Source organism: Butyrivibrio sp. AE2032, assembly GCF_000702965.1.
Window position 1 is genome coordinate 1,567,613 of the sequence record NZ_JNLF01000005.1, and the last position, 20,424, is coordinate 1,588,036.

At 49.0% G+C, this 20,424-nt stretch carries 13 protein-coding genes; 6 read left to right on the forward strand and 7 right to left on the reverse strand.

Annotated elements, in window-relative coordinates:
* Positions 1–54: 54 nt before the first annotated feature.
* Positions 55–729, reverse strand: a complete 675-nt coding sequence (locus tag BO18_RS24605) for a vWA domain-containing protein (RefSeq protein ID WP_034450315.1) — start codon at positions 727–729, stop codon at positions 55–57.
* Positions 730–1,164: 435 nt separating this feature from the next.
* Between BO18_RS24605 and lepB the strand changes: the two genes are divergently transcribed.
* The 5 genes from lepB to BO18_RS24630 are packed head-to-tail and all read left to right on the forward strand — an operon-like array spanning position 1,165 to position 10,316.
* Positions 1,165–1,620: a signal peptidase I gene (lepB, locus tag BO18_RS24610; protein WP_034450316.1), complete on the forward strand. Its 456-nt coding sequence runs from the start codon at positions 1,165–1,167 to the stop codon at positions 1,618–1,620.
* Positions 1,621–1,653: 33 nt separating this feature from the next.
* On the forward strand, positions 1,654–2,961 hold the full coding sequence (locus tag BO18_RS24615) for a DUF7601 domain-containing protein (protein ID WP_034450317.1): 1,308 nt from the start codon (positions 1,654–1,656) through the stop codon (positions 2,959–2,961).
* 21 nt (positions 2,962–2,982) lie between these two features.
* The gene (locus BO18_RS24620; protein ID WP_051689129.1) at positions 2,983–3,678 is read left to right on the forward strand and encodes a class B sortase; all 696 of its coding nucleotides are present in this window, start codon (positions 2,983–2,985) and stop codon (positions 3,676–3,678) included.
* Between the two features lie 16 nt (positions 3,679–3,694).
* Complete coding sequence (locus tag BO18_RS24625) at positions 3,695–4,303, forward strand: Spy0128 family protein (protein ID WP_034450318.1); 609 nt, start codon at positions 3,695–3,697, stop codon at positions 4,301–4,303.
* Positions 4,296–10,316, forward strand: a complete 6,021-nt coding sequence (locus tag BO18_RS24630; RefSeq protein WP_034450319.1) for a SpaA isopeptide-forming pilin-related protein — start codon at positions 4,296–4,298, stop codon at positions 10,314–10,316. Before BO18_RS24625 ends, BO18_RS24630 begins: the two co-directional genes overlap by 8 nt.
* Before the next feature lie 3 nt (positions 10,317–10,319).
* Here BO18_RS24630 and BO18_RS24635 read toward each other — a convergent pair whose 3' ends face one another.
* The 6 genes from BO18_RS24635 to BO18_RS24660 form a co-directional block, all read right to left on the reverse strand.
* Entirely contained in the window at positions 10,320–11,675 is a 1,356-nt protein-coding gene (locus BO18_RS24635) for a sensor histidine kinase (protein WP_034450320.1), read from the reverse strand.
* Positions 11,672–12,382: a LytR/AlgR family response regulator transcription factor gene (locus BO18_RS24640; protein ID WP_034450321.1), complete on the reverse strand. Its 711-nt coding sequence runs from the start codon at positions 12,380–12,382 to the stop codon at positions 11,672–11,674. Before BO18_RS24640 ends, BO18_RS24635 begins: the two co-directional genes overlap by 4 nt.
* Before the next feature lie 38 nt (positions 12,383–12,420).
* Positions 12,421–13,095, reverse strand: a complete 675-nt coding sequence (locus tag BO18_RS24645) for an ABC transporter ATP-binding protein (protein WP_034450322.1) — start codon at positions 13,093–13,095, stop codon at positions 12,421–12,423.
* Between the two features lie 15 nt (positions 13,096–13,110).
* Positions 13,111–15,573 (reverse strand): ABC transporter permease, encoded by a 2,463-nt coding sequence (locus BO18_RS24650; RefSeq protein ID WP_034450323.1) that lies wholly within the window; start codon positions 15,571–15,573, stop codon positions 13,111–13,113.
* 16 nt (positions 15,574–15,589) lie between these two features.
* Positions 15,590–17,575, reverse strand: a complete 1,986-nt coding sequence (locus BO18_RS24655) for a M13 family metallopeptidase (protein WP_034450324.1) — start codon at positions 17,573–17,575, stop codon at positions 15,590–15,592.
* Positions 17,576–17,688: 113 nt separating this feature from the next.
* Positions 17,689–18,882, reverse strand: coding sequence for a macro domain-containing protein (locus BO18_RS24660; RefSeq protein WP_034450326.1), 1,194 nt, complete (start codon positions 18,880–18,882; stop codon positions 17,689–17,691).
* 214 nt (positions 18,883–19,096) lie between these two features.
* On the opposite strand from BO18_RS24660, the gene BO18_RS24665 reads away from it, so the two are divergent.
* Positions 19,097–20,416, forward strand: a complete 1,320-nt coding sequence (locus BO18_RS24665) for a glycosyltransferase family 2 protein (protein WP_051689130.1) — start codon at positions 19,097–19,099, stop codon at positions 20,414–20,416.
* The last annotated feature ends 8 nt before the right edge of the window (positions 20,417–20,424 follow it).

The window sequence follows — 20,424 nt, forward strand, 5'->3', positions numbered from 1 at the left end:
CCGCTTGTCGCTTACGGAGATAAGGGTTGCGGCTGATTTTGCCCTGTCAGACGGTCAGTTCTTATGCCTCTTTTTGTAGTCGGAGCGGATGTCCTCCAGCATCTCCTCAGAATCCAGAGCATTGCTCATCGCCGCTGCGGAAACCGCGCCTCTTGCGCAGGACACCATCTTGCTCATGACCTTATAGTTGAGTGCTGTTCCCATGCTGTCGCATTCGTAAGTGACCGCCCTGCTCTTGTCGACGCCGAACTTGTCCGCAACGCTTACGGCATCGATGTTTGCGCCCAGGAAAATGAACTCCCAGTGGTTCTTTGCCTTCTTCTTTTCGACCATCTTCTTCACCTTTTCATAGGTGAATTCGCGGCTCGAATTCTCCATTCCGTCCGTTGTAATTATGAACAGCGTCTTTTCCGGAACGTCCTCTTCCCTTGCGTATTTGTGGATGTTTCCGATGTGGCGGATCGCGCCTCCGACAGCATCCAGAAGGGCTGTGGAGCCTCTTACGTAATATTCCTTTGCCGTGATGGGCTCGATCTTGGAAAGCGGTACCCTGTCATGGAGCACTTCCGACCTGTCGTCGAAGAGGACCGTTGATACCAGGGCCTCCCCGTCTTCCTTCTTCTGCTTCTCGATCATGGAGTTGTAGCCTCCGATCGTGTCTGCCTCAAGTCCGCACATTGAACCGCTGCGGTCCAGTATGAATACGATCTCTGTCAATCCCTTTTTCATCTTTATTTCCTCCTTTTTTCCGCTGCTTTCCGCGCAGCTGTTTGGTTGTTGAGTTCAGTATAGGTGGACGTGCACTGTCACTGGTCGCCTGGCAGGCGACATTTGAAAAAAGGGGGGCAAAAACCGCAAAGCCAATGTTTTAGGCACTTTTCGGGAATTCTGCTCGAAAACGCGAAAAACATTACATTTTCAGGATTTTTTTGTGTCAAATTAGTGTCTTTCTTTTATATAAAAATAGACAATTCAAGAAAAAGTGATATATTTGCAAACGTGGGGTAACTATGCCCTTCTATTATTGCGCGCTTTACCGCGCGCATAATAAGGAGAAAGAAAATAGACGGTCAGGAACAGGTAACAGCCGCACAGCAGGAGGTTAAGCCCGCTGTAAAGGCAAAGAAGCGCAAGAAGACTTCGACGGATTACGCGATCGAATTTTTGATCAAGATCGCAGTAACAGCCGTCATAGTCACAGTCTTATGCGTATTCGTTGTCGGGATCCACGTAAATCACGGCAACTCTTCCTATCCCATGATCAAAGACGGCGATCTGGTTATCACCTATAAGCTGTCTGATCTTCAGGGCGGACAGGAGATCGTCTACCGCCATGACGGAGAAGTCCGCATGGGCAGGATCGTCGCTTTCGAGGACGATGAGGTGCAGATCATGAATCAGCGTCTCATGGTCAACGGCTACGAGGTCCTCGAAGACACCGTTTACCCCACCTCGGCTGACGGTGCATCCATTTCTTTCCCCTATGTCGTTCCCCAAGGCTCGGTATTCATACTCAATGATTACCGTTCCGACATGAACGACAGCAGAACCTTTGGCGCGATACCGCAGTCCGACTGTGAGGGTGAGGTCGTTATCATCCTCCGCCGGCGCGGGATTTAGCAATATTGAATTACTCTTTAGGAGGAGCAAAAAATGAAAAAGACAACAAAACTGTTATCAGCAGCGCTGGTAACCACACTCATCGCAGGCGTCCTGGCATTGCCCGCAGCCGCAGCAGGTACAAATTACACTCCTGTCAGCGCGCAGAACACGTCATTTGACAAGTATCTGCTAGTAAAAGATGGCGAGAAGGCACCGGCGGTAACTTTCACTTATGGTTTCGCTGCAGGCACCGCTATCCCAGCGACCGCTTCAACGATTCAGGTATATCCGGGTGTCGGAACACCTACAGCATCCGTTTCTTTCACAGCTTCAGACGCGGCAGAAACAACTTCGCTCAATGCTAATTACACAACATACAAGAAAACAGTTGATGTTGATTTCTCCAGAATTACATTTACAGAACCCGGCGTATACCGTTACATCATTACTGAAAATAACAACGCTGCTGCAGGAATCGTTTACGATGTCGATCCGACAAATCCGACTACAGCATCCGGCGACCGTACCCGCACACTTGATGTATATGTTGAGGATGACCAGTCAACCACAGATAAGGATCATAAGAATCTTATCGTTACAAGTTATGTTATGTATAACGGCACTGTAACCTCAGCTCCGCCGTCAGCAACAACAGGAACACAGGGAGCAGCTCTTACTGCTGCTACACCGGTACAGGATCCGGCAGCACCACAGGCAAATGTTGCAGGCGGCGCTACAAAGACAAACCGTATCGTTAACTATTTCGACTCTTACACGATCACATTCGGTAAAGAGGTAACAGGCAACCAGGGTTCAAGAGACAAGTACTTTGACTTTACACTGACATTAACTTCACCTGTTACAGAAACGGCTAAGGTTACTTTCCATAATGCTGACGGTACAGTTGCCGCAGGCGTCAATGATGCAACAACAGTATCAGGAACCAATGTTCAGACGATTGATCTTACGGCAAATACAGCTGTAGTAACTCATTTCTATCTCCAGGATGGTCAGTACATCACCGTTTCCGGTCTTGCTGTAAACACAGAATATGCACTTGCGGAGGCTGCAGAGGACTATACCTCTACTCAGGGTATCGTACAGACTCTTTCCTCATTGAACTGGGATGGAACTGACGGATTCGACGCTTTGACCGATTCCGTAAACGGAACTATCACAAATGCAAACATCCACACAGGTTTCACAAACGACAAGCAGGGCATCATCCCTACAGGCGTTCTCCTTAAGATCGCACCTGTTGCAGGCATTGCCTTCGTTGTTGTTGCAGGAGTTATCTTCTTCGCAGTCATGAGCGTTAAGCGCAGAGAGAGCGAAGAACTCGAGACAGAAAACCAGTAATAATTCCGGAACGCTCTTTGTATGAAGAAGTTCTGGATGACGATGAATCGTATCTATGACCGTGTCATGCTGGCGATCTTCGTTGCCGCTCTCCTGGTCGTAAGTTATGCATTGTACGACACACTGTATGTTTACGATCATGCGACGGACAGGAACTATCTGAACTTCAAGCCGGATTCTGATAATCAGGTAACCGATGTTCAGGCAGCAACGATAACGGATGATATGGTCGGATGGATCACTTTGGATGATACGTCCGTTGACTACCCGGTAATGCAGGGCAGTTCGAATATAGAGTATCTGAATACGGATCCGTTCGGAAACTATTCATTGTCGGGAAGCATATTCCTGGACAGTCGCAACGCAGGCGATTTCACGGACCCCTACTCCGTGATCTACGGACACCATATGGAATACAAGATGATGTTCGGTGCGTTGGACGACTACCTCGATCCTTCCTTCCTCGCCTCCCACACACACGGCAAACTGCTCGTGGGACGGGACGGAAAGACATCGTATGAACTTGAAGTGTTCTATGCGATGTCGGCGGATGCAAAGGATGAATATGTTTTCGAGCCTGATAAATACGAGCTTCTTCAGGAATACTTCAGAGAGCTTTCGATGGACAGACAGGAACGAATCATATGTCTGTCGACATGCGCGGGCGACGCTTCAACAAAAAGGATAGTCGTGTTTGCGTACTTATTAGGAACATAAGAAAGAGAGACAGCAAGTGAGAGTATTTGCAAAGACAATCAGATCTTTGACAAGAGCACTGACGGTCATGGCGGCCGCAAGTGTAATGCTTGCTGTATGTTTCTCAAACGCATTGGCAGCGTTCGACTACACACCTCTCGAGGTACCCGTACCTGTCAACTGCGAGATTTCAGGACGCTCCGCTGAGAAGCTCTACGAATTCGTGATCGAAAAGCTCGACGGAAATGTCCCATCTGCAAAAGAAGAACTGATCACCATCGACGGTTCAGGCACAAATACTTTCAAGATAGTCGTCAAAGAGCCCGGCACATACCGCTACAAGGTCTATGAGAAAGCCGGCACGGACAGCAACATAATCTATGACGACACGGTCTATATGGTCACGATCTATGTCACCGATGACGGGAACGGAAAGCTCCAATATCAGATCATTCTCTCGAAGGACGACATGGTAAAGCCGACATCAGTGGATTTTGCAAACAGCGCGATAAAGCCCCTCACACCCATTGTTGCGACGGGCGAAAACGGCACACTGAATACCTTGATCGCGGTAATACTGCTTTCTTCCGGTACAGCAATGCTCCTCGCTGTTCAAAGAAAGAGAAGGGAGGCGGAAAATGCTTAACGACAACTTTTTCCATGATTTCATAGCCTCCCTGTTTGCTAAGTTCAAAGGATTTACCGGATCCCGCGGCTGGCGCCGCACGATCGCCCTGATCCTTGTTCTCGGTAACATGGTGACCTCGTCCGGAATGACGGTGCTTAAGGAAGTAAATGATTCTCTCGAACCTGACACGACGATCGAAGAGACAGAAGCTACTGCTCAGGATGAAACCGAAGCAACAGAGCCTCTGACAGATGAAACAACCGGTGAAGTAACCGGTGAAACGACCGCTGAAGCGACGGAAACTTCCGCGGAAGAGACAACAGCGGAAGAAACATCTGCAGATGAGACCACGGCCACAGAAGAAACGACAACTGCGGTCACGGAGACAGAACTCACGACTAAGACCTTCGAAGGCGACGGTTACACGGTAACCGCTTCGTACGGACCTGAAACCGGTATTCCTGAAGACTGCGAGCTCATCGCGAGCGAGATAGTTGAAGGCAATACTTATAATGAATATATGGATCTGACCGCGGAAGCTCTCAGCGATGTTGAGATAAACCGCGTCAGATTCTTCGACATCTGCCTTATGAAGGACGGTGTCGAGTATGAACCTCTTGAAGGAACATCGGTTTCCGTCAAGATCATGCTCGCCGAATCACTCGAGGACGAAGTAAACGTCGTTCATATCAGCGATGATTCGGAAGCAACGGTTGTTGACGCTCTTGACGTTACGGATCCCGAAAATGGTGACGGAACAGAGGTCATTTTCGAAGCGGAAGGCTTCTCGGCATATGCCATCGTCGAAGGACCTTCTGCTTCTGCCAATAACAATGTCGTATGGCACAGGATCAAATCATTAGACAGGATCCCTGCCCATGCGACTGCGATCTACATCGGTAATCCCGATAACAACTGTGCTTTTATAGACGAAGAGTATTCGGCAGGCGGAACAAGAACCGGTATTTCAAAGACAGCTAAAACTACAAGTGATCATCCTAACGATAATGCAAAGGCTTATACATTCATTTCTACCGGAAATACAAATGAGTATAAACTCAGCATCGATAAAGACGGAACTACATATTATGTCAGGCAAAACAGCAATTCATTATCGCTTGTAACGGATGCATCGCTTGCAACTGTTTTCACCTTTGGTGATTTTCCGGATGGCCCGTCCGGTGTTTTCAACGCAAAGTGCGGAACCACAGCCTACTATATTAATCAACAAAATGGCGACAAAGGAAAAGGCTTTGCCACATACAATGCTAAAGGGAATGCCACAGATGCTGCTAAGGATCCCAACGCAAAACTCGCATTATGGTACACCACGGCCAAAGACCCGAACTACGACCGTTACGAACTTGACGGTAAGACATATGGCCTGCTCTATTACGGAACCGGTATTTCAGGCAAGGGTATGATGGCAGACTCGACCATTCCCAATTCCCTTGATGCCCTTACCATGCCGGTACTTACAAAGAATAATGATTACGATAAAAAGATATTCGTTCCTAATGACACGGATCTCACGATGTGGACATTTGCATCAGTTGAAGATGACAAATACTATCTCTCCGCTGAAATAGACGGTACTATCAAATATCTTGATATAAATGCCTATGGCGTTACTGTATCTGATACTCCAAAGGAAATACAGGTAATTCCGGGTACAGGTACAAATGCCGGTAAGATCTCGCTTGTATCAGGAAGTACTGCGTTAGCTTACACGGGTGACCCTGGTCTTGGTTTTAATACCATAAACGCCTCGGTAAATAACGCTTACAAATGGCTTAATCTTGCCGGACTTTCCACATTGACTTCTGATTACGTTCTGCCTTATTCGGCTCAAAAGATCAGCGTATCCGATCCGAGCCTGCATACCGGTTCGCGCGTAATCATATACACCCGTGTCTGGGATGCTGCAAATAAACAATACAGATTCTATGCTGTCGACCACGACGGATCTTTATATGAGTGTTACGAAGACGGTGACGAAATACAGTGGATCGACGACAGAATCAACACTTTGTTGTGGGATCTCACCATTTACTATTATGAAGATAAAGATGAGACCCCGGAAAACGAAAACTACTATTACGAACTATACAATGAGTATTCCGAGAAATTTATCAGGCCAAATGCAGGAAGCGATACTGCTTTGGGAGATACAAAGATCGGTATCAATATGACCGGAAGACGTGAAGGTAATTACTTCTCGCCTTTTATCGCCTGGGATGACACAAACTACGCATATGCGGGCATCAGGACTGACAGTTCCAATCCCAACCATCCGAAGATCATCTCCTATCCTTACACGGGCACTGTTCCTTCCAACGAGTCTACAGACTTCTATTTTGCGACCATTAAGGAAACAACATATGAAGACGAACTTCACGAAGTAGAAACTGTCGATAACAATCAATATGGTATCTCAATGAAGATAATTGATTTCAATTGCCCCTCCGGTAACAACGGTTGGGTAAAAGGTGAGCAAACGGCTTTCCTGGGTTCCCGTGCCGGAACATTATGGTCCGCAGGTATTCCTCCGACGCAAGGCCTTTTGTCAACTAAATTAGGTGATGACGGTTATCCTACAGCAACAGAAAGCGGCCTGTCGATGAAGACTCTCTACGATCCTTCCAGGCTCAGAGAAGTAAATCATCTGTTCATTCAATCGACTTACGACTCTTCAGGATACTTCGTATTTGACAGTACCCAAAACACAGCTACTTTGACAAAAGGTAATGGTGATAACTTCACTGTTTATCAGGAACTGGTAACCGTAGATGGCTCTACAAAGCCATCTATGCAGCATGGACAATTCCTGCCTTTCGATGGTATCGACGCCGGAGACTACTCATCACTATTGAATAAATACAATGCTCTTCAGGTTGCGCTTCCGGATAGCAATCCGAGAAAGAATGAACTTCTGCACAAGATAGATGATCCTGACTATCAGTTTGGCATAGAATTGACGACGTCATTTGTCCAGACTCCTGACGGACTTGATGACTGGGGCCACGACATCATCTATGAATTCACGGGTGACGATGATTTCTGGCTTTATGTTGACGACGAGCTCGTAATCGACCTGGGCGGTGTACATAGTGCATTGTTTGGTTCTATCAACTATTCAACAGGTAAAGTCATTGTCCAGACAAACGGAGATAAACAGCCTTCCGTTGAATACAATCTGTATGATATCTTCAAGACAAACTATGAAGGCAGAGGATTATCATCTGCAGAAGTAGATGCAAAACTTGATGAGATATTCAAACAGAATTCCGCCGGACAATATGTATTCAAGGACTACACCGCTCACACCATGAAGATATTCTACATGGAAAGAGGCGGCGGTGCGTCCAACCTCCGTATGCGCTTCAACCAGTCTTCGGTAAAACCCGGAACCGTTATCCTCAGCAAGGAACTGTCCGGTGTTAATAATGTTGAAAAATTTAACGCTGAATTCCCTTATCAGATCTGGTATCAGGACGAGGAAAACGGACCGTTCAAGAGACTCAACAATTCCAACCAGCATATAAACGTTGTCTACCGTAGCACCAACACCAGTGTTAAATATAAATATGAATATACAATAGACGATCAGCTTTATAACGATGTATTCTTCCTCAAACCCGGTGAATCATGCGAGATCAAGCTTCCTGATGAAACCATCAAGTACTACATCGTTGAATGCGGTATCGATCCGTATGTTTATAACCATGTCTATGCCAACGAGGCCGAACTGACGGGGACATTACCTGATGGTGCGGCATCAGGTTATGACAGGCGTGATTATAAGACGGTAGATTCTTCAGCAAAGGACCGTACCAGTGTCAATTATGTCAATAACGTCAACCCCGCTTCTCTTCGTGTATTGTCCTTCAAGAAGTACCTTTGGAACGAGAACGGGATTGGTGAGGGCAATGAGCTGACAACGGATGATACAACATTTGATTTCAGACTCTATCTGGCAACAGAGCACGAGACGTCAAATGAACTTACCCTCGCCAACATGTATACATATCATGTAAAGGATCCTGACGGCATATATTGCAGATGGGATTCCACACAGCAGAAGTTTATTCCGATCCCCGGTGCAAATGATTATGAGACCATGTCAGATTCGGATAAACTTGCTGCAAGCTTTACGACTTCAATGAACGGTACGATTTCCAAGATCCCTGCTTTCTATACTGTTGAGGTCAGAGAACTTCTTGCCGGAACGAAATACAGGGTTGAGGAAAGATATGATGAGATGCCTGACGGCTATTCAAGAATACATTATGTCGTTCACGATGACGTCAGCGAGACAGGTCACATAGAGGACGACGATACAACGAGCACCATCATCAAGGGCAAGGATCCTTATGTAGAGGTACATAACATCAAAGGTTTTGGTATACGAATTTATAAGGAATGGTCTGATGAACAGTTCGTATCTTACCGTGACAATACTTACTTTGCAGTTTATAAGGACTCTGCTTCCGGAGAGGTATTGGATCCTGATTCGATCTACATGCTTAAGTTCAGTAAAAGTACTTTATACTGGTACTACGACAGATTGGACAGCGGACTGACCCTGCAGAATTATCACATCAGAGAAGTCGTCATCGAAGATCCTGTCGTTAACAGCGAAGGCAAAGTAACTTCATACACTTCCATTACTCCTTTGGCAGATAATGGCGAGTTTGATCTGAACGCCAGACTTAAGGGCGAAAACGTTACTTATCCCGGCACATACAAAGTCACTTACGACAGCAATCCTGATTACACCGGCAACAATATGCGTGTTGAAACCATTAAGAACACACGTGACGGTATAACGATCAATAAGACGGACAACTTCGGTGCTCCTCTGGCAGGTGCGCGCTTTGAGATGCGCGATGATGCTGGTACCCTCATCGGCACGTTCGAATCAGATGCAACAGGCTTTGTTACCATGGCATATCTCAGAAAGGGCATTAATTATACTCTCACTGAGATCAAATCACCTTCAGGTTATGCCGGCCTCAAGAATCCTCTTACCATAAGAATGAACGCTGACGGTTCAATCAAAGTAACTCCGGATCCGAAGACTGCCCGCATCGATTCTGACAGATTTGATTACGTTGCCGGTCCTGCAGATCCTTCTATCACGCTCATTAACTACAGATACGATTTCTCGATCTCAAAGAAGGACAGACTGACAAATGCTCCTGTTGCAGGTGTTGAGTTTGCATTGCATAAGCAAAAGACCGTAGGCGGTGTCACTATCGTAGACTTCCAGCCTATTCCGGGTTACGAACACCTTATAACCCGTGCTGACGGAATCGTTCCGGGCATCGACTCAACTCTTGCACCCGGCACTTATGAGCTCAGAGAGATCTCCACCCCGTCAACCCATTTCGGTCTTAACTACTTTATTCTCTTTACCGTTACTGAAACAGGTGATATCCGTCTCAATGCGGTCCATCCTGAGGTTATAGTCGAAGAGAAAGTCGAAAACGACAGGGTTCAGTACACTCTCCTGATCTACAATGATCCTGCTGTCGGAGATCTCATGCTTTCCAAGCAGGTCGAAGGTAACATGGGTAACAGGGCTGACGAATTCCCGATGACCGTAACTCTTACAGACGGAAGCGGTAATCCGTATGTCGGTACCGTATATACGCAGAAGAATGCGGAAGCCCTTGTTGAACATGTCCTCACCGCAGCTGATAACGGAAAGATAGATCTCGTACTCGGCCACGGAGACAGCGTCGTATTCTTTGATATCGATGATGACGCATATTTCTCGATTACAGAGGATCCAAAGGGATATCAGAGTAAGGGATACCGTGACGGCCTCTTTGTAAGTTCAAACGGAACCGTAAACGGCAGCATCAAGAACAACAGAAGAGTCCAGTTTATCAACTCACGTGCAGTCCTCCTCCCTACAGGCGTCGACTCAGACATTGACGTCAGCGCAGGCATCATCCTCGCGATCTCCGCAGGATTTGCGATCACGCTGATACTCTCGAGAAGAAGACGCAGAGAAGAATGCTGATACTCACATAACCACTTCTGCCCTGAAGAGATAACCAAAAGGTCTCTCTTCGCATGAGACGGAGAGTTCGCCGCCGCATTCTTCTGCGGCGCCGCGTATGTTCTGGATGCCGAAGCCATGGTTCTTGCGGTCGGACTTGCTGGTAACGATCCTGCCGTCCTCTATATTGGGACTTTCGGCACACGGATTGGTGACTGATATCATGAAGAAATTATCGGTACGTCTGAACTGAAGGTCTATTACCCTGACGTCAGAGGGCAGGTCTTTGAGCCTGTCGTCACCGGCCGCCTCTATCGCGTTGTCTAAAAGGTTTCCGAGCATCCTGCACATGTTGACGGGCGATATCTCGACGCCTGAAATGGTGCCTGTAACCTTTAGTTCCACACCGGCCGAAGCTGCTCTGGCCTTCTTGTCGGCGATAATCGCATCGGCTATAACGTCGCCCGTGTGGCTGCTCACGTCGGTAACGGCAAGGCCCTCACCCATCTCTTCAAGGTATTCGCGCATCTTATCGTACTCTTTGTTTTCGAGCAGGAGCATAAGGACCTGGATGTTGTTCTTCATGTCGTGGCGCATGGAGCGGATCTCGGAATCGGCTTTCGCCGAGGCTTCGAAATACTTCGTCTGCGACTCTATGAGCTCAGCGTTGATCTTGTTCATGTCTTTTAATCCGTCACGCTCCTTGCGCGTTACGCGGATGTAGAAAAAGAGTATCAGGATGACGAGGATCATGAGAAGCGCCACGGTCCTGATAACACCTATATCTGATGCCAATGTGTCACCGGTGTCCTCATCGAGCAGGAAGCCGGTGATGAGCTGCAGCGAGACTGCGATGATCGCGATGAAAGGAAGCGGCAGCGGTGTGTTGTCGCTTTTCCTTCTGATCCTTCCGATAAGGACGAGGAAAAAGAATTCGAGCAATATTGCGAAGAACTCCATGATCAGGAACGCTATCAGTAACAGGTACCTGTCGGGCCATTCGATTATACTGAACACCTGTGTCTGTATGTTTGTGAATATCATGTTGATGGTGTTGATTATCTCTGATGTCAGAAAGACTGCCAGGACTCTTTTCCAGATCTTGCCCTTGAGTAGGAACATCAGGATCAAAGCGTGAATGGCAAGGCCCGCCATGAGGGCAATGTCTCCGGCTGCCGATGATGTATCGGATTCAGGGACACAGAAGTGTGCTATGTCCACGGCTGCGCCGGTTACCAGCGCGGCTATAAGTGATACGATAAGCGCGGTCTTCCTGTTTTTGTATTCATACTTGAATACCCTGTCCAGGCAGTAGAACGTAAAGAGTATTATCGATACGGGCTGTACAGGAAGCAGGATCCCTACGAACAGATCTCTCATCGTCCTTCTCTCCTGATGTAATCGAAAAGGGCCTTCTTCGTATCCTGTGCCGCGCTCCTTGCCACGGGCAGGACATCGCCGTTATCCATCATGCAGTCGGTACTGCCGAGCTTTTTAACATGAGCAAGATTGACATAGTAGGACCTGTGGCACTTGAAGAAATCGGAGCTCACGCCGTCAACGGTCTTCTGTGCTTCCGTAAACTTCATGCGGAGCTCGACGGTGTCTTTCCTGAAAACAAAGCGGACCGAGTTGTTTGCCGCCTCGACATAGATAAGGTCTTTTACGGGGCAGATCACTTCTTCGCCGTCTTTTTTAAGGACGATCTTCTCATCCACCTTCAGCTTCTTTTCAAGATCTCTCAAAGCCTCAAGGAGCTTGTCTTTGTTGACGGGCTTGGCGAGGAACCTGAAAGCGTCCACTTCATAGCCTTCCATGGCCATCTCCGTGTGGCTCGTAAGGAATATTATCGGGATGTCTTTCGAATAGTTCCGGATGACTTTAGCGGTGGACATACCGTCCAGTTCCTTCATCTCGATATCGAGAAAGACGGCATCCGTCTTAAAACCGTTCTCAAAGCTCTTTACGAGCTCGCTGCCGTCGGAATAAAGAAAGCAGCTCGCGTTCTCCCTGCCGTAAAGTGAGAATATGCTGTCGGCCACCTGGAGCCTGAACACTTCCTCATCGTCGACTATGGCAAGACGCATAACTGCCCCCTTTTACTTCATTTTTTTCAGTTTAACACTCACCCGACGGTCTTTCCATTCTCGAGGATTATGGTCCTCGTGCCGTAGGATGCGCATTTCTCAGAGTGTGTGACCTGCAGGATCGTAAGTCCCTTTTCCCTGTTGAGCTTTGCGAAGAGTTCCATTATCTCTTTGCTCGACTTTGAATCGAGGTTGCCGGTGGGCTCGTCCGCAAGGAGTACGGAAGGGTTTCCCAGTACCGCTCTTGCTATCGCGACTCTCTGCTGCTGGCCGCCCGAAAGAGTCGCGGGCATTGCCTTTCTCTTGTCGGTAAGACCCGTTATCTCAAGGATCTCATCGAGATCTGCCTCAAGGTCTTTTCTCTTTCTGCCGTTTATCGTGGAAGGAAGAAGGATGTTGTCTTCGACGTTTAGGTTCATGACGAGGTTGTAGAACTGGAAGACAAAGCCGACTTTTTCGAGCCTTAAAGCGGAAAGATCATCGTCCTTTAAAGTCGTGATGTCCCTGCCACAGAGCTCTATCTTTCCTTCGAGATCACGGTCAAGGCCGCCTATGAGGTAGAGCAGAGTGGACTTGCCCGAACCCGATGCGCCCATGAGCGAGACGAACTCGCCCTCACCCACGTACATGCAGGCATCGTCCAGAACCTTGTTGAGGTTCGAACCCTTGCCGAATGTTTTTGAGACGTTGCTGACTTCTATTATCGTATTCATCTTTATATCCTCCGGTTACTCGTATTTGATCTGTTCTGATATCTTCATCTTCTTCATTCTGGATACGGGGAACAGCACCGTAAGCGTGTACAGGAATGTCATTACCACCCAGAATATGAGAAGCGCCATAGGGTTTATCTGAAGGTCGAAATAAACCCCGTCCATGCCCGCTATCGCTGAGCGAAGGATCATGCCGACAATGCCTCCGACTATGACTCCCAGACCTGACGCAAAGCACGACATCGTGAGTATCTCGCGCGTCAGGACTGACGATAAGGTCTTCCTGCTCATTGCGGTCGAGAGCATTACCGCGAGTTCCTTCTTTCTGCCCTCAAAGCCGATTATCTGATTGCTTACCATGCCGATGCTGGTCATGCCGATAGCGAGCGCGATGACCGCTGTGAATACGGCGATCGAACTTGCGGAATCACGTCTGTCCTCTTCTTCGATCTCTGTCCTGGTCTTTGCCGCCTGATCACCTGTCGTGTATTTGTTGATGATGGCTGCTACCTTTTCAGGCACAGCAGTCTTTATCAGCATCTGGCTCGGATTGTCGTGATAGATCCTTATGTAGTCTGCCTGGGAAATAACGAAGCAGTTCTTTCCGTCGTTTGCGGATACGGTATTGAAGGTCCCTCCGACCGTCATCTCCTTCCTTATCGGGAAGAGACCTCTGGTGTTGAATTCTATGGTCACCTTATCGCCGGGCTTAAGTCCCAGCACATCCGTCATGGAGGTGTGGATATAGACCGTTCCGTCCTCTATGGTGTCCGGAAGATCGCGGAACATGTCGTAATACTTATAGCCGCCTTCGGGGACTCCGTAGAACGTGCAGTAGCGGATCTTACCGTTGTCGCCGATGCGGACCTCGTCCATCATGGAGTAAAGGTTTTCGACTTCATCAACGCCGTCGATGTGTTCAACGAATGAATACCTGCTTGCCTTCTCGGTGCAGCTGAGGATGACATCCGCTTTATTGACCGAGGCAGAGAACGTATTGATGGCGGACATTGCGATGGCGAAGATTATCACGCACATCGTAGCGGACGTTGCGCAGAGTATACCGCTCGTGACGGTGCTCTTTCTGGATACCGCTTCGGTAAGTGCGAGATTCCACTTTGCGTCACCTTTGCTTGCGGAGATCTTCTTCACAAGTCCCGTAAAGTATCTGAACAGGACCGGGAACAGGAACGCGAGTCCCGTGACCGCACAGATCATGCAGAACGTCGATACAACGAGATTTCTCCTGAAGAAGAACAGTACTGCTGCTGCCGCGATGAGGATGATGCCTGTTATGATCATGCCTTTGCTGAACTTGTATTCGGTGTCCCTGTTGTCGAAGATTATGTCTCTTACGGAAGTCTTGAGAGCCTTTAAGACCGCTCTTAACGGGATAAGGCACTCGATGAGGACCGCGCCCAGGATGACCGATACGAGGAGCACGGCCGATACGGGCGGAATGTCCGGAACCGAAGAGCTTCCGTCCTCATACTCGACCGAAAGTAACAGCGACATGACAGGGACTCTTATAAGTGTATACAGAATTACCGCGGGAACGCTGCCGAAGACCGCATAGAAGACGTTCTCGAGCAGCAGGAGCTTGGCCGTGCCCTTTGAGCTCATGCCGAGACTCCTTAATGTTCCGACAAGGGACATCCTCTCGCTCACGATCCTCTCGCAGATCGAATAGGTTACGAAGATGACGAGAAGGAATGTGATCACGAATACCATGGTAAGTATCGACGCAAGATTGTCGATCATGGCAAGTATCTCTTCGGGAACGAGGAGATTGTCCACTGAATCCGGACCGTACTTTTCTTTGAGCATTTCCTCCGCTTCTTCCGCAAGACTGTTGTCTTTGATGTCGATCATGAGAAGACCGACCGTATCGTTGCCGCATGAAAGGATCTCTGCTGATTCGAGATTTACCAGTGCCGAATCCTGACTCAGAAGGGCATTCCTGTTGTCACCCGGAAGCACCTTTACGACCGTAAACTCATGAGGCCCGCCGGCCTTGTCGTGAAGCGTTATCCTGCTGCCTTCAGACAGATCGTGTTTGACCGCAAATCTGTAAGTGATCACGGTCTCCATCAGGCCGACTTCGGTATAGTCCGTAAACTCCATCTCTGCGGCCTTTTCAAAATCGATGCCCATGACCCTGAGGTTTTGCTGCTTTACGTAGTTATATTCACCGGGAATGTCGGTATAAATCTTCTCTCCGTAAACGTATACGGAGAAGGTGTCGGCTTCGGGAAAACCGTCCGGCATGTCTGTTCCCTGCCCGGGCCTTACGAGCACCTGGAAATCCGCCGTGGAGACAGATCTTAAGTCGTCCAGCAGCACTGTCTTCATGGAATCGGACAGGTCGAAAGAGAGCATCGCGGAAAGCGAGCATACAAAGATCGAGAATATGACAAGGATCGTGCGGAGCGGCTTTCCGAATGTGTTTCTTAATGTGTTCTTTACCAATATGTTCATTTCCTGATCCCCTCCGTCAATACCATCTCGAGATCCTGTTTTCGGGCGCTATGTACATGCCGTCGCCTTCTTTGACGTCATAAGTCTCATAGAATTCGTCCAGCGTACACAGGATCGCGTTTACCCTTATCACCGCGGGGCTGTGCTCATCCATTTCGAGCTGGTCCAGAACTTCGGTATCCAGCTGTTTCTCGCACCATACGGCCGCATAGTTCGTGAAGACCTTCTCGCGCTGTTCCTTTGTCTTTGCGAGCGAGATCACGCACTCCATGCCTCCTAAGTCGGCGTAGTTTTCTCCGAGCGTATTCTCACCGTTTATGTGGTACACGCCAAAGACCGTGAAGTTGTCTTCGAAATACCTTACGGCCGTGCCGTTGCGCTCCTCAAGCGCTTCGATGTCGGACCCGGAAAGCCACGACGGATCGTATCTGCCGTCACAGTCGAAAACGATGCAGTTGCTGTCGAATGCATGCCCCATCTCGTGCGCGATGGTAATCCCCAGGCCTCCGAGGTTGGTATAGTAATCTGCCGTGATGTCAAAGAACGGGGCGTTCATCATGGCCGCGGTTATCGTTATGTTGTTGAGCGAAGGACTGTAGCACGCGTTGAACATCTGCATCGGCATCGATATCTCGTCCCTTGCGGACATCGTACCAAGCTGTGCAGTCCTTTTCTGTGACAGGAGTCTTTTGTAATTGCGGAATAACTCATAGTAGTCCGAACCTTTTACGGCGGAAAACTCCGCGTTGTCGTGACGCTTTAAGTCTTTTCCCGTGACATAGACGATGTTATCGAGTTTTTTAAGAAGTCCTTCTCTGGTCTCCTTTGTAAGCCAGTCAACCTGATCAATAAGCTCCCTGTAACCGCCCTTTATATCGTCGCACATGCTTCTGAGATACGTATCCATCTCATCCGTGTAATACTTCTCAACATAAAGGGGATCGGTCTGGTCGTAGAACTTCCCTATGACCTCACTTATAGCCCTCTCTTCAGGTTCCCTGTAATCCTTGCTGTAGTACTGCAGGAGCAGGTCGGAACCGGGCGTTATGAAGCAGTTGTACTCCTGTATGAGGTTCAAGGCTTCCCATGCCCTGAGAGCTTCAAGATTCTGTTCGGTGAGCATGCTGTTGAGGGCCTCGAGCTGGCTTCTGTCTATCGCGCTGAACCTGTCGCATTTCGAGGTGTCAAAGCCCGCATCCGCAAGGTATCCGTTCAGGTCGATATTCGTGAATACCGCCTGCGCCTCATCGGGCGTCATCTCGAAAAAATGCTCGATGGGCATCGAATCGATAATGATATCCATGTCAGTGGAATTGTAGATGTCCATTACAAGATATCCGAGCGATGTGCCTGCCCCGTCAGCTTCCTCCTTGCCAAAACCCATATACTGCATGGCGTTGCTGCCGATCTGCCTGATCTCGTTGAGGCCCGAGTATGAATCCGCAAGAGCCACAAAATCAGCTGTAATGATGCCGCTGTAATTCCTGAAGCAGATGTCGTTTCTTCCGGGCTCCAGAAAATTTGTGTAAACATCGCAGTTCAGGATCCCCGTGATGCCGTAGTCCCTGTGCATCCGGGCATCGATCTTCATCAGTTCCGCAACTGAAGACGCGTTCTTTATATCGTTAAAAAGCGAAGCTATGTCCTCCGGAACGGGCGTGTTGTCGAAATCGTAATCAAGATAGAGGCTGTAAGCTCTTTTAATTATGTCTTCCTCACTGCCTTCCTCGTACTCTCCGCCGTTTACGACCTCTTTGATTATCCCTTTTACCCTGTCCTCGATCAGGTCCTGGTTGAATGCTTCTCCGGCCTTGCTCTCACCGTATTTGAACTCAACGTTCTTAAGCGTCTCTTCGTTGACGTATCTGTAGAAATCATCCTGAGGTCTTGCAGGCCCTTCCTCACCGGTCTCAGCCGTGACAGCAGGCTCGTAGTACTCTACCGCCGTACAGCCTGAGACTGCGATCGTGCAAACAAGTGTCAGTGCAGCAAATCTCTTCATAACCGATACTCCTTTTCTCTGATGCTGCCATGCTAACACCCGCCTCAGGTCTTTTGCGGATCCTGTGGCGAGTTGCAGTCAATGAGTGGTGAGTTGTCGGTAAAAGGCTTGTCTTAATCGCCCAGCTGGGGTTCCCCGTACTCTTCGAGCACGCAGTTGATGTCCATGAAATTATATATCCCGTGCTCAATAGAGAACTGTATTATCAGGTCGAAAATACTGGACGGCGAGAACGCATATCCCGCGCACCTTAAGAAGTCCTTTGTCTCGTCGAGATTTAGCCTTAACGCCAGTGCGAAAGCGACCGCCGTTGCCTTCTTCGGCTGATAGTTCTTATTACTCCTTATCTTCGAAAACAGCTTTCTGTCCACATTCGCGCGCTTATATACTTCAGTATCCGAATATCCCTTCTCGATGATCAGCCTCAAAAGGCTCTCCTGCCATGTCTCTCCGACGTTCTTTACAACGTCTTCAAGAGATCTTTTGGGCTGTATTGCTGAGGCGGGTACTGCGGCTGCCATTGCGGATGATGCGGCTGCGGGCGGAACAGCGCGCTTGGCTTCGGAAGCACAGGCCGCTCCCGTAAACGGCATATCCCGCATCCGGTCTTCGGCCGCTTCTCTCTTCCTGTTCCCGAAAAGCCCTCCCGGAGCCCTGTTTCCCCTGCGCCTTTCATTCGCGGTCCTGGGCGGCTCTTCATCTTCAGGCGCTTCTTCAAGCGCTGCCCCGTCGATACAGATCTCATCGTTCAGACTGTACTCTTCGTCGAACTTCTCTTTAACGTAGTTCTCGTCGATATACTGGTCGATACCTGCGAATATGTTTTTCGATATCTCGTAAGATTCGCTGTCGAAAACGACGAGCGTTATGTCGAGCTCGTTCTCCGCAAGAAAACTGCTGAACGCGGACGTCGCAATGAGGAACGCCTCGGTCTTCGGAAAGCCGTACGTGCCGGTCGCAATCAGCGGGAAAGCGATGCTCGTAAGCCCCAGTTCCTTAGCCTTGTTAAGGCAGTTGACGTAGCAGTTTCTTACGGTCTCCCTCTCGCCTTTATCTCCGCCTTCCCATACGGGTCCGACGGTGTGAAAGATATACTCCGCCTGAAGGTTAAAAGCGGGTGTGACTCCCACCTCTCCTTCACCGATCCTGCCGATCTCTTTTCTGGCTTCCAGGAGCTTTTTGGCGCCCGCCGCCATATAGATCGCGGTATCGGTCCCGGCCATGTATACAGGCTCGGGATTTGCGGTGTTGACGATGGCGTCAGCCTTTATCTTCGTAATGTCGTTGCGGACTATCTTAAATGCCATATGCGATACCTCTTTTCCGCTTACATTATAGCTTCACTTTCAGGCGTGCCGTGACCAAAAGTGACAAAAGTGTAAGTTCTGCGTAAGCAGATCCGATGGAGCGGAGTTTTGCCTCTGTTTATACTGAAACTGCCTCAATCTTAAGCGAATCTTAAGGTTTTAACCACTACTTTTTTCAAGGCACTGTGCAATAATTGATGCCGGGAGAAATAATATGGAAACTATTAGAATCATCAACTTCATAATCACCGCGATCTTCGCGCTTTGCTACACTTATCAGTTCATCTACGTTCCTGTATCGCTCTGGATGCAGCACCGCGAAAAGAAGGCCCGGAAATCCGCCGGACGTGCAGACATACAGGCTGACAAAGAGCTCTGCGACAGAAACCTCAAGAGCTATGCAGTCCTCATCTGCGCACGCAATGAGGAAAACGTCATAGGCGAACTCATCGACAGCATCAACAGCCAGACCTACAAGGGCAACATCACGACCTTCGTTATGGCAGACAACTGCACCGACAACACATACGATGTCGCTGTCAGCCACAACGCGGTCGCATACACACGCCACTCGACCGAATTCATCGGCAAGGGCTACGCAATGGAAGCTCTCCTCAAAGAGATCAGAAGAGACTTCCCGGAAGGTTTTGACGGATACTTTGTCTTCGATGCGGACAACATCTTATCGCCCGACTACATTGAAGAGATGCACAAGTGCCACCTCGAAGGCAATGACGTCATCACCTCCTACCGCAACACCAAGAACTACGGAGACAACTGGATAAGCTCAGGCTACGGCCTCTGGTTCTTAAGAGAGACGATGTATCTCAACTACGCACGTTACAAGCTCGGCTCTTCAGCAGCCATCTCGGGAACCGGTTTCTTCTTTGCAAACAGCGTTCTCAAGGACATCGGCGGCTGGCCCTTCCACCTCCTCACGGAAGACATCGAGTTCACGATCAACCGCGTCTGCAAAGGCCGCAAGATCGCATTCTGCAGGAGCGCCGTCTTCTACGACGAGCAGCCCACTTCGGTAAAGCAGTCCTTCAGACAGCGCATGCGCTGGGCAAGAGGCTATATCCAGGTCTTCCGCCACTACGGCAAGGACCTTATGTATGAGACGCTGCACGGCAATTTCGCCGCATTCGACATGGCCATGAACATAATGCCCGCTTTCCTTCTCACAGCCATTTCGATCACATGCAATCTTCTCTACGGCATCATAGGCGCGGTTACCGGCGGCGACATAACGATAGCCCTCTGGTCAATGTTCGAAACGGTGATCAACGCCTGCGCACTGCTCTTCGTATTGGGCGGTATCACGATGATCACGGAATGGAAGAACATTCACGCCGGCACGGCACGGAAGATATTCTCTGTATTCTCTTTCCCGCTGTTCATGCTCACATATATCCCCGTCGCATTCACGGCGCTCTTCGTCAATCCCGGCTGGAAGCCCATCAGGCACAAGGCCGCGACATCGGCGCTCAGAACTGAACTTACGGGATCGGAGACGGGCGAGAAGATATCGTGAGCCGCTAA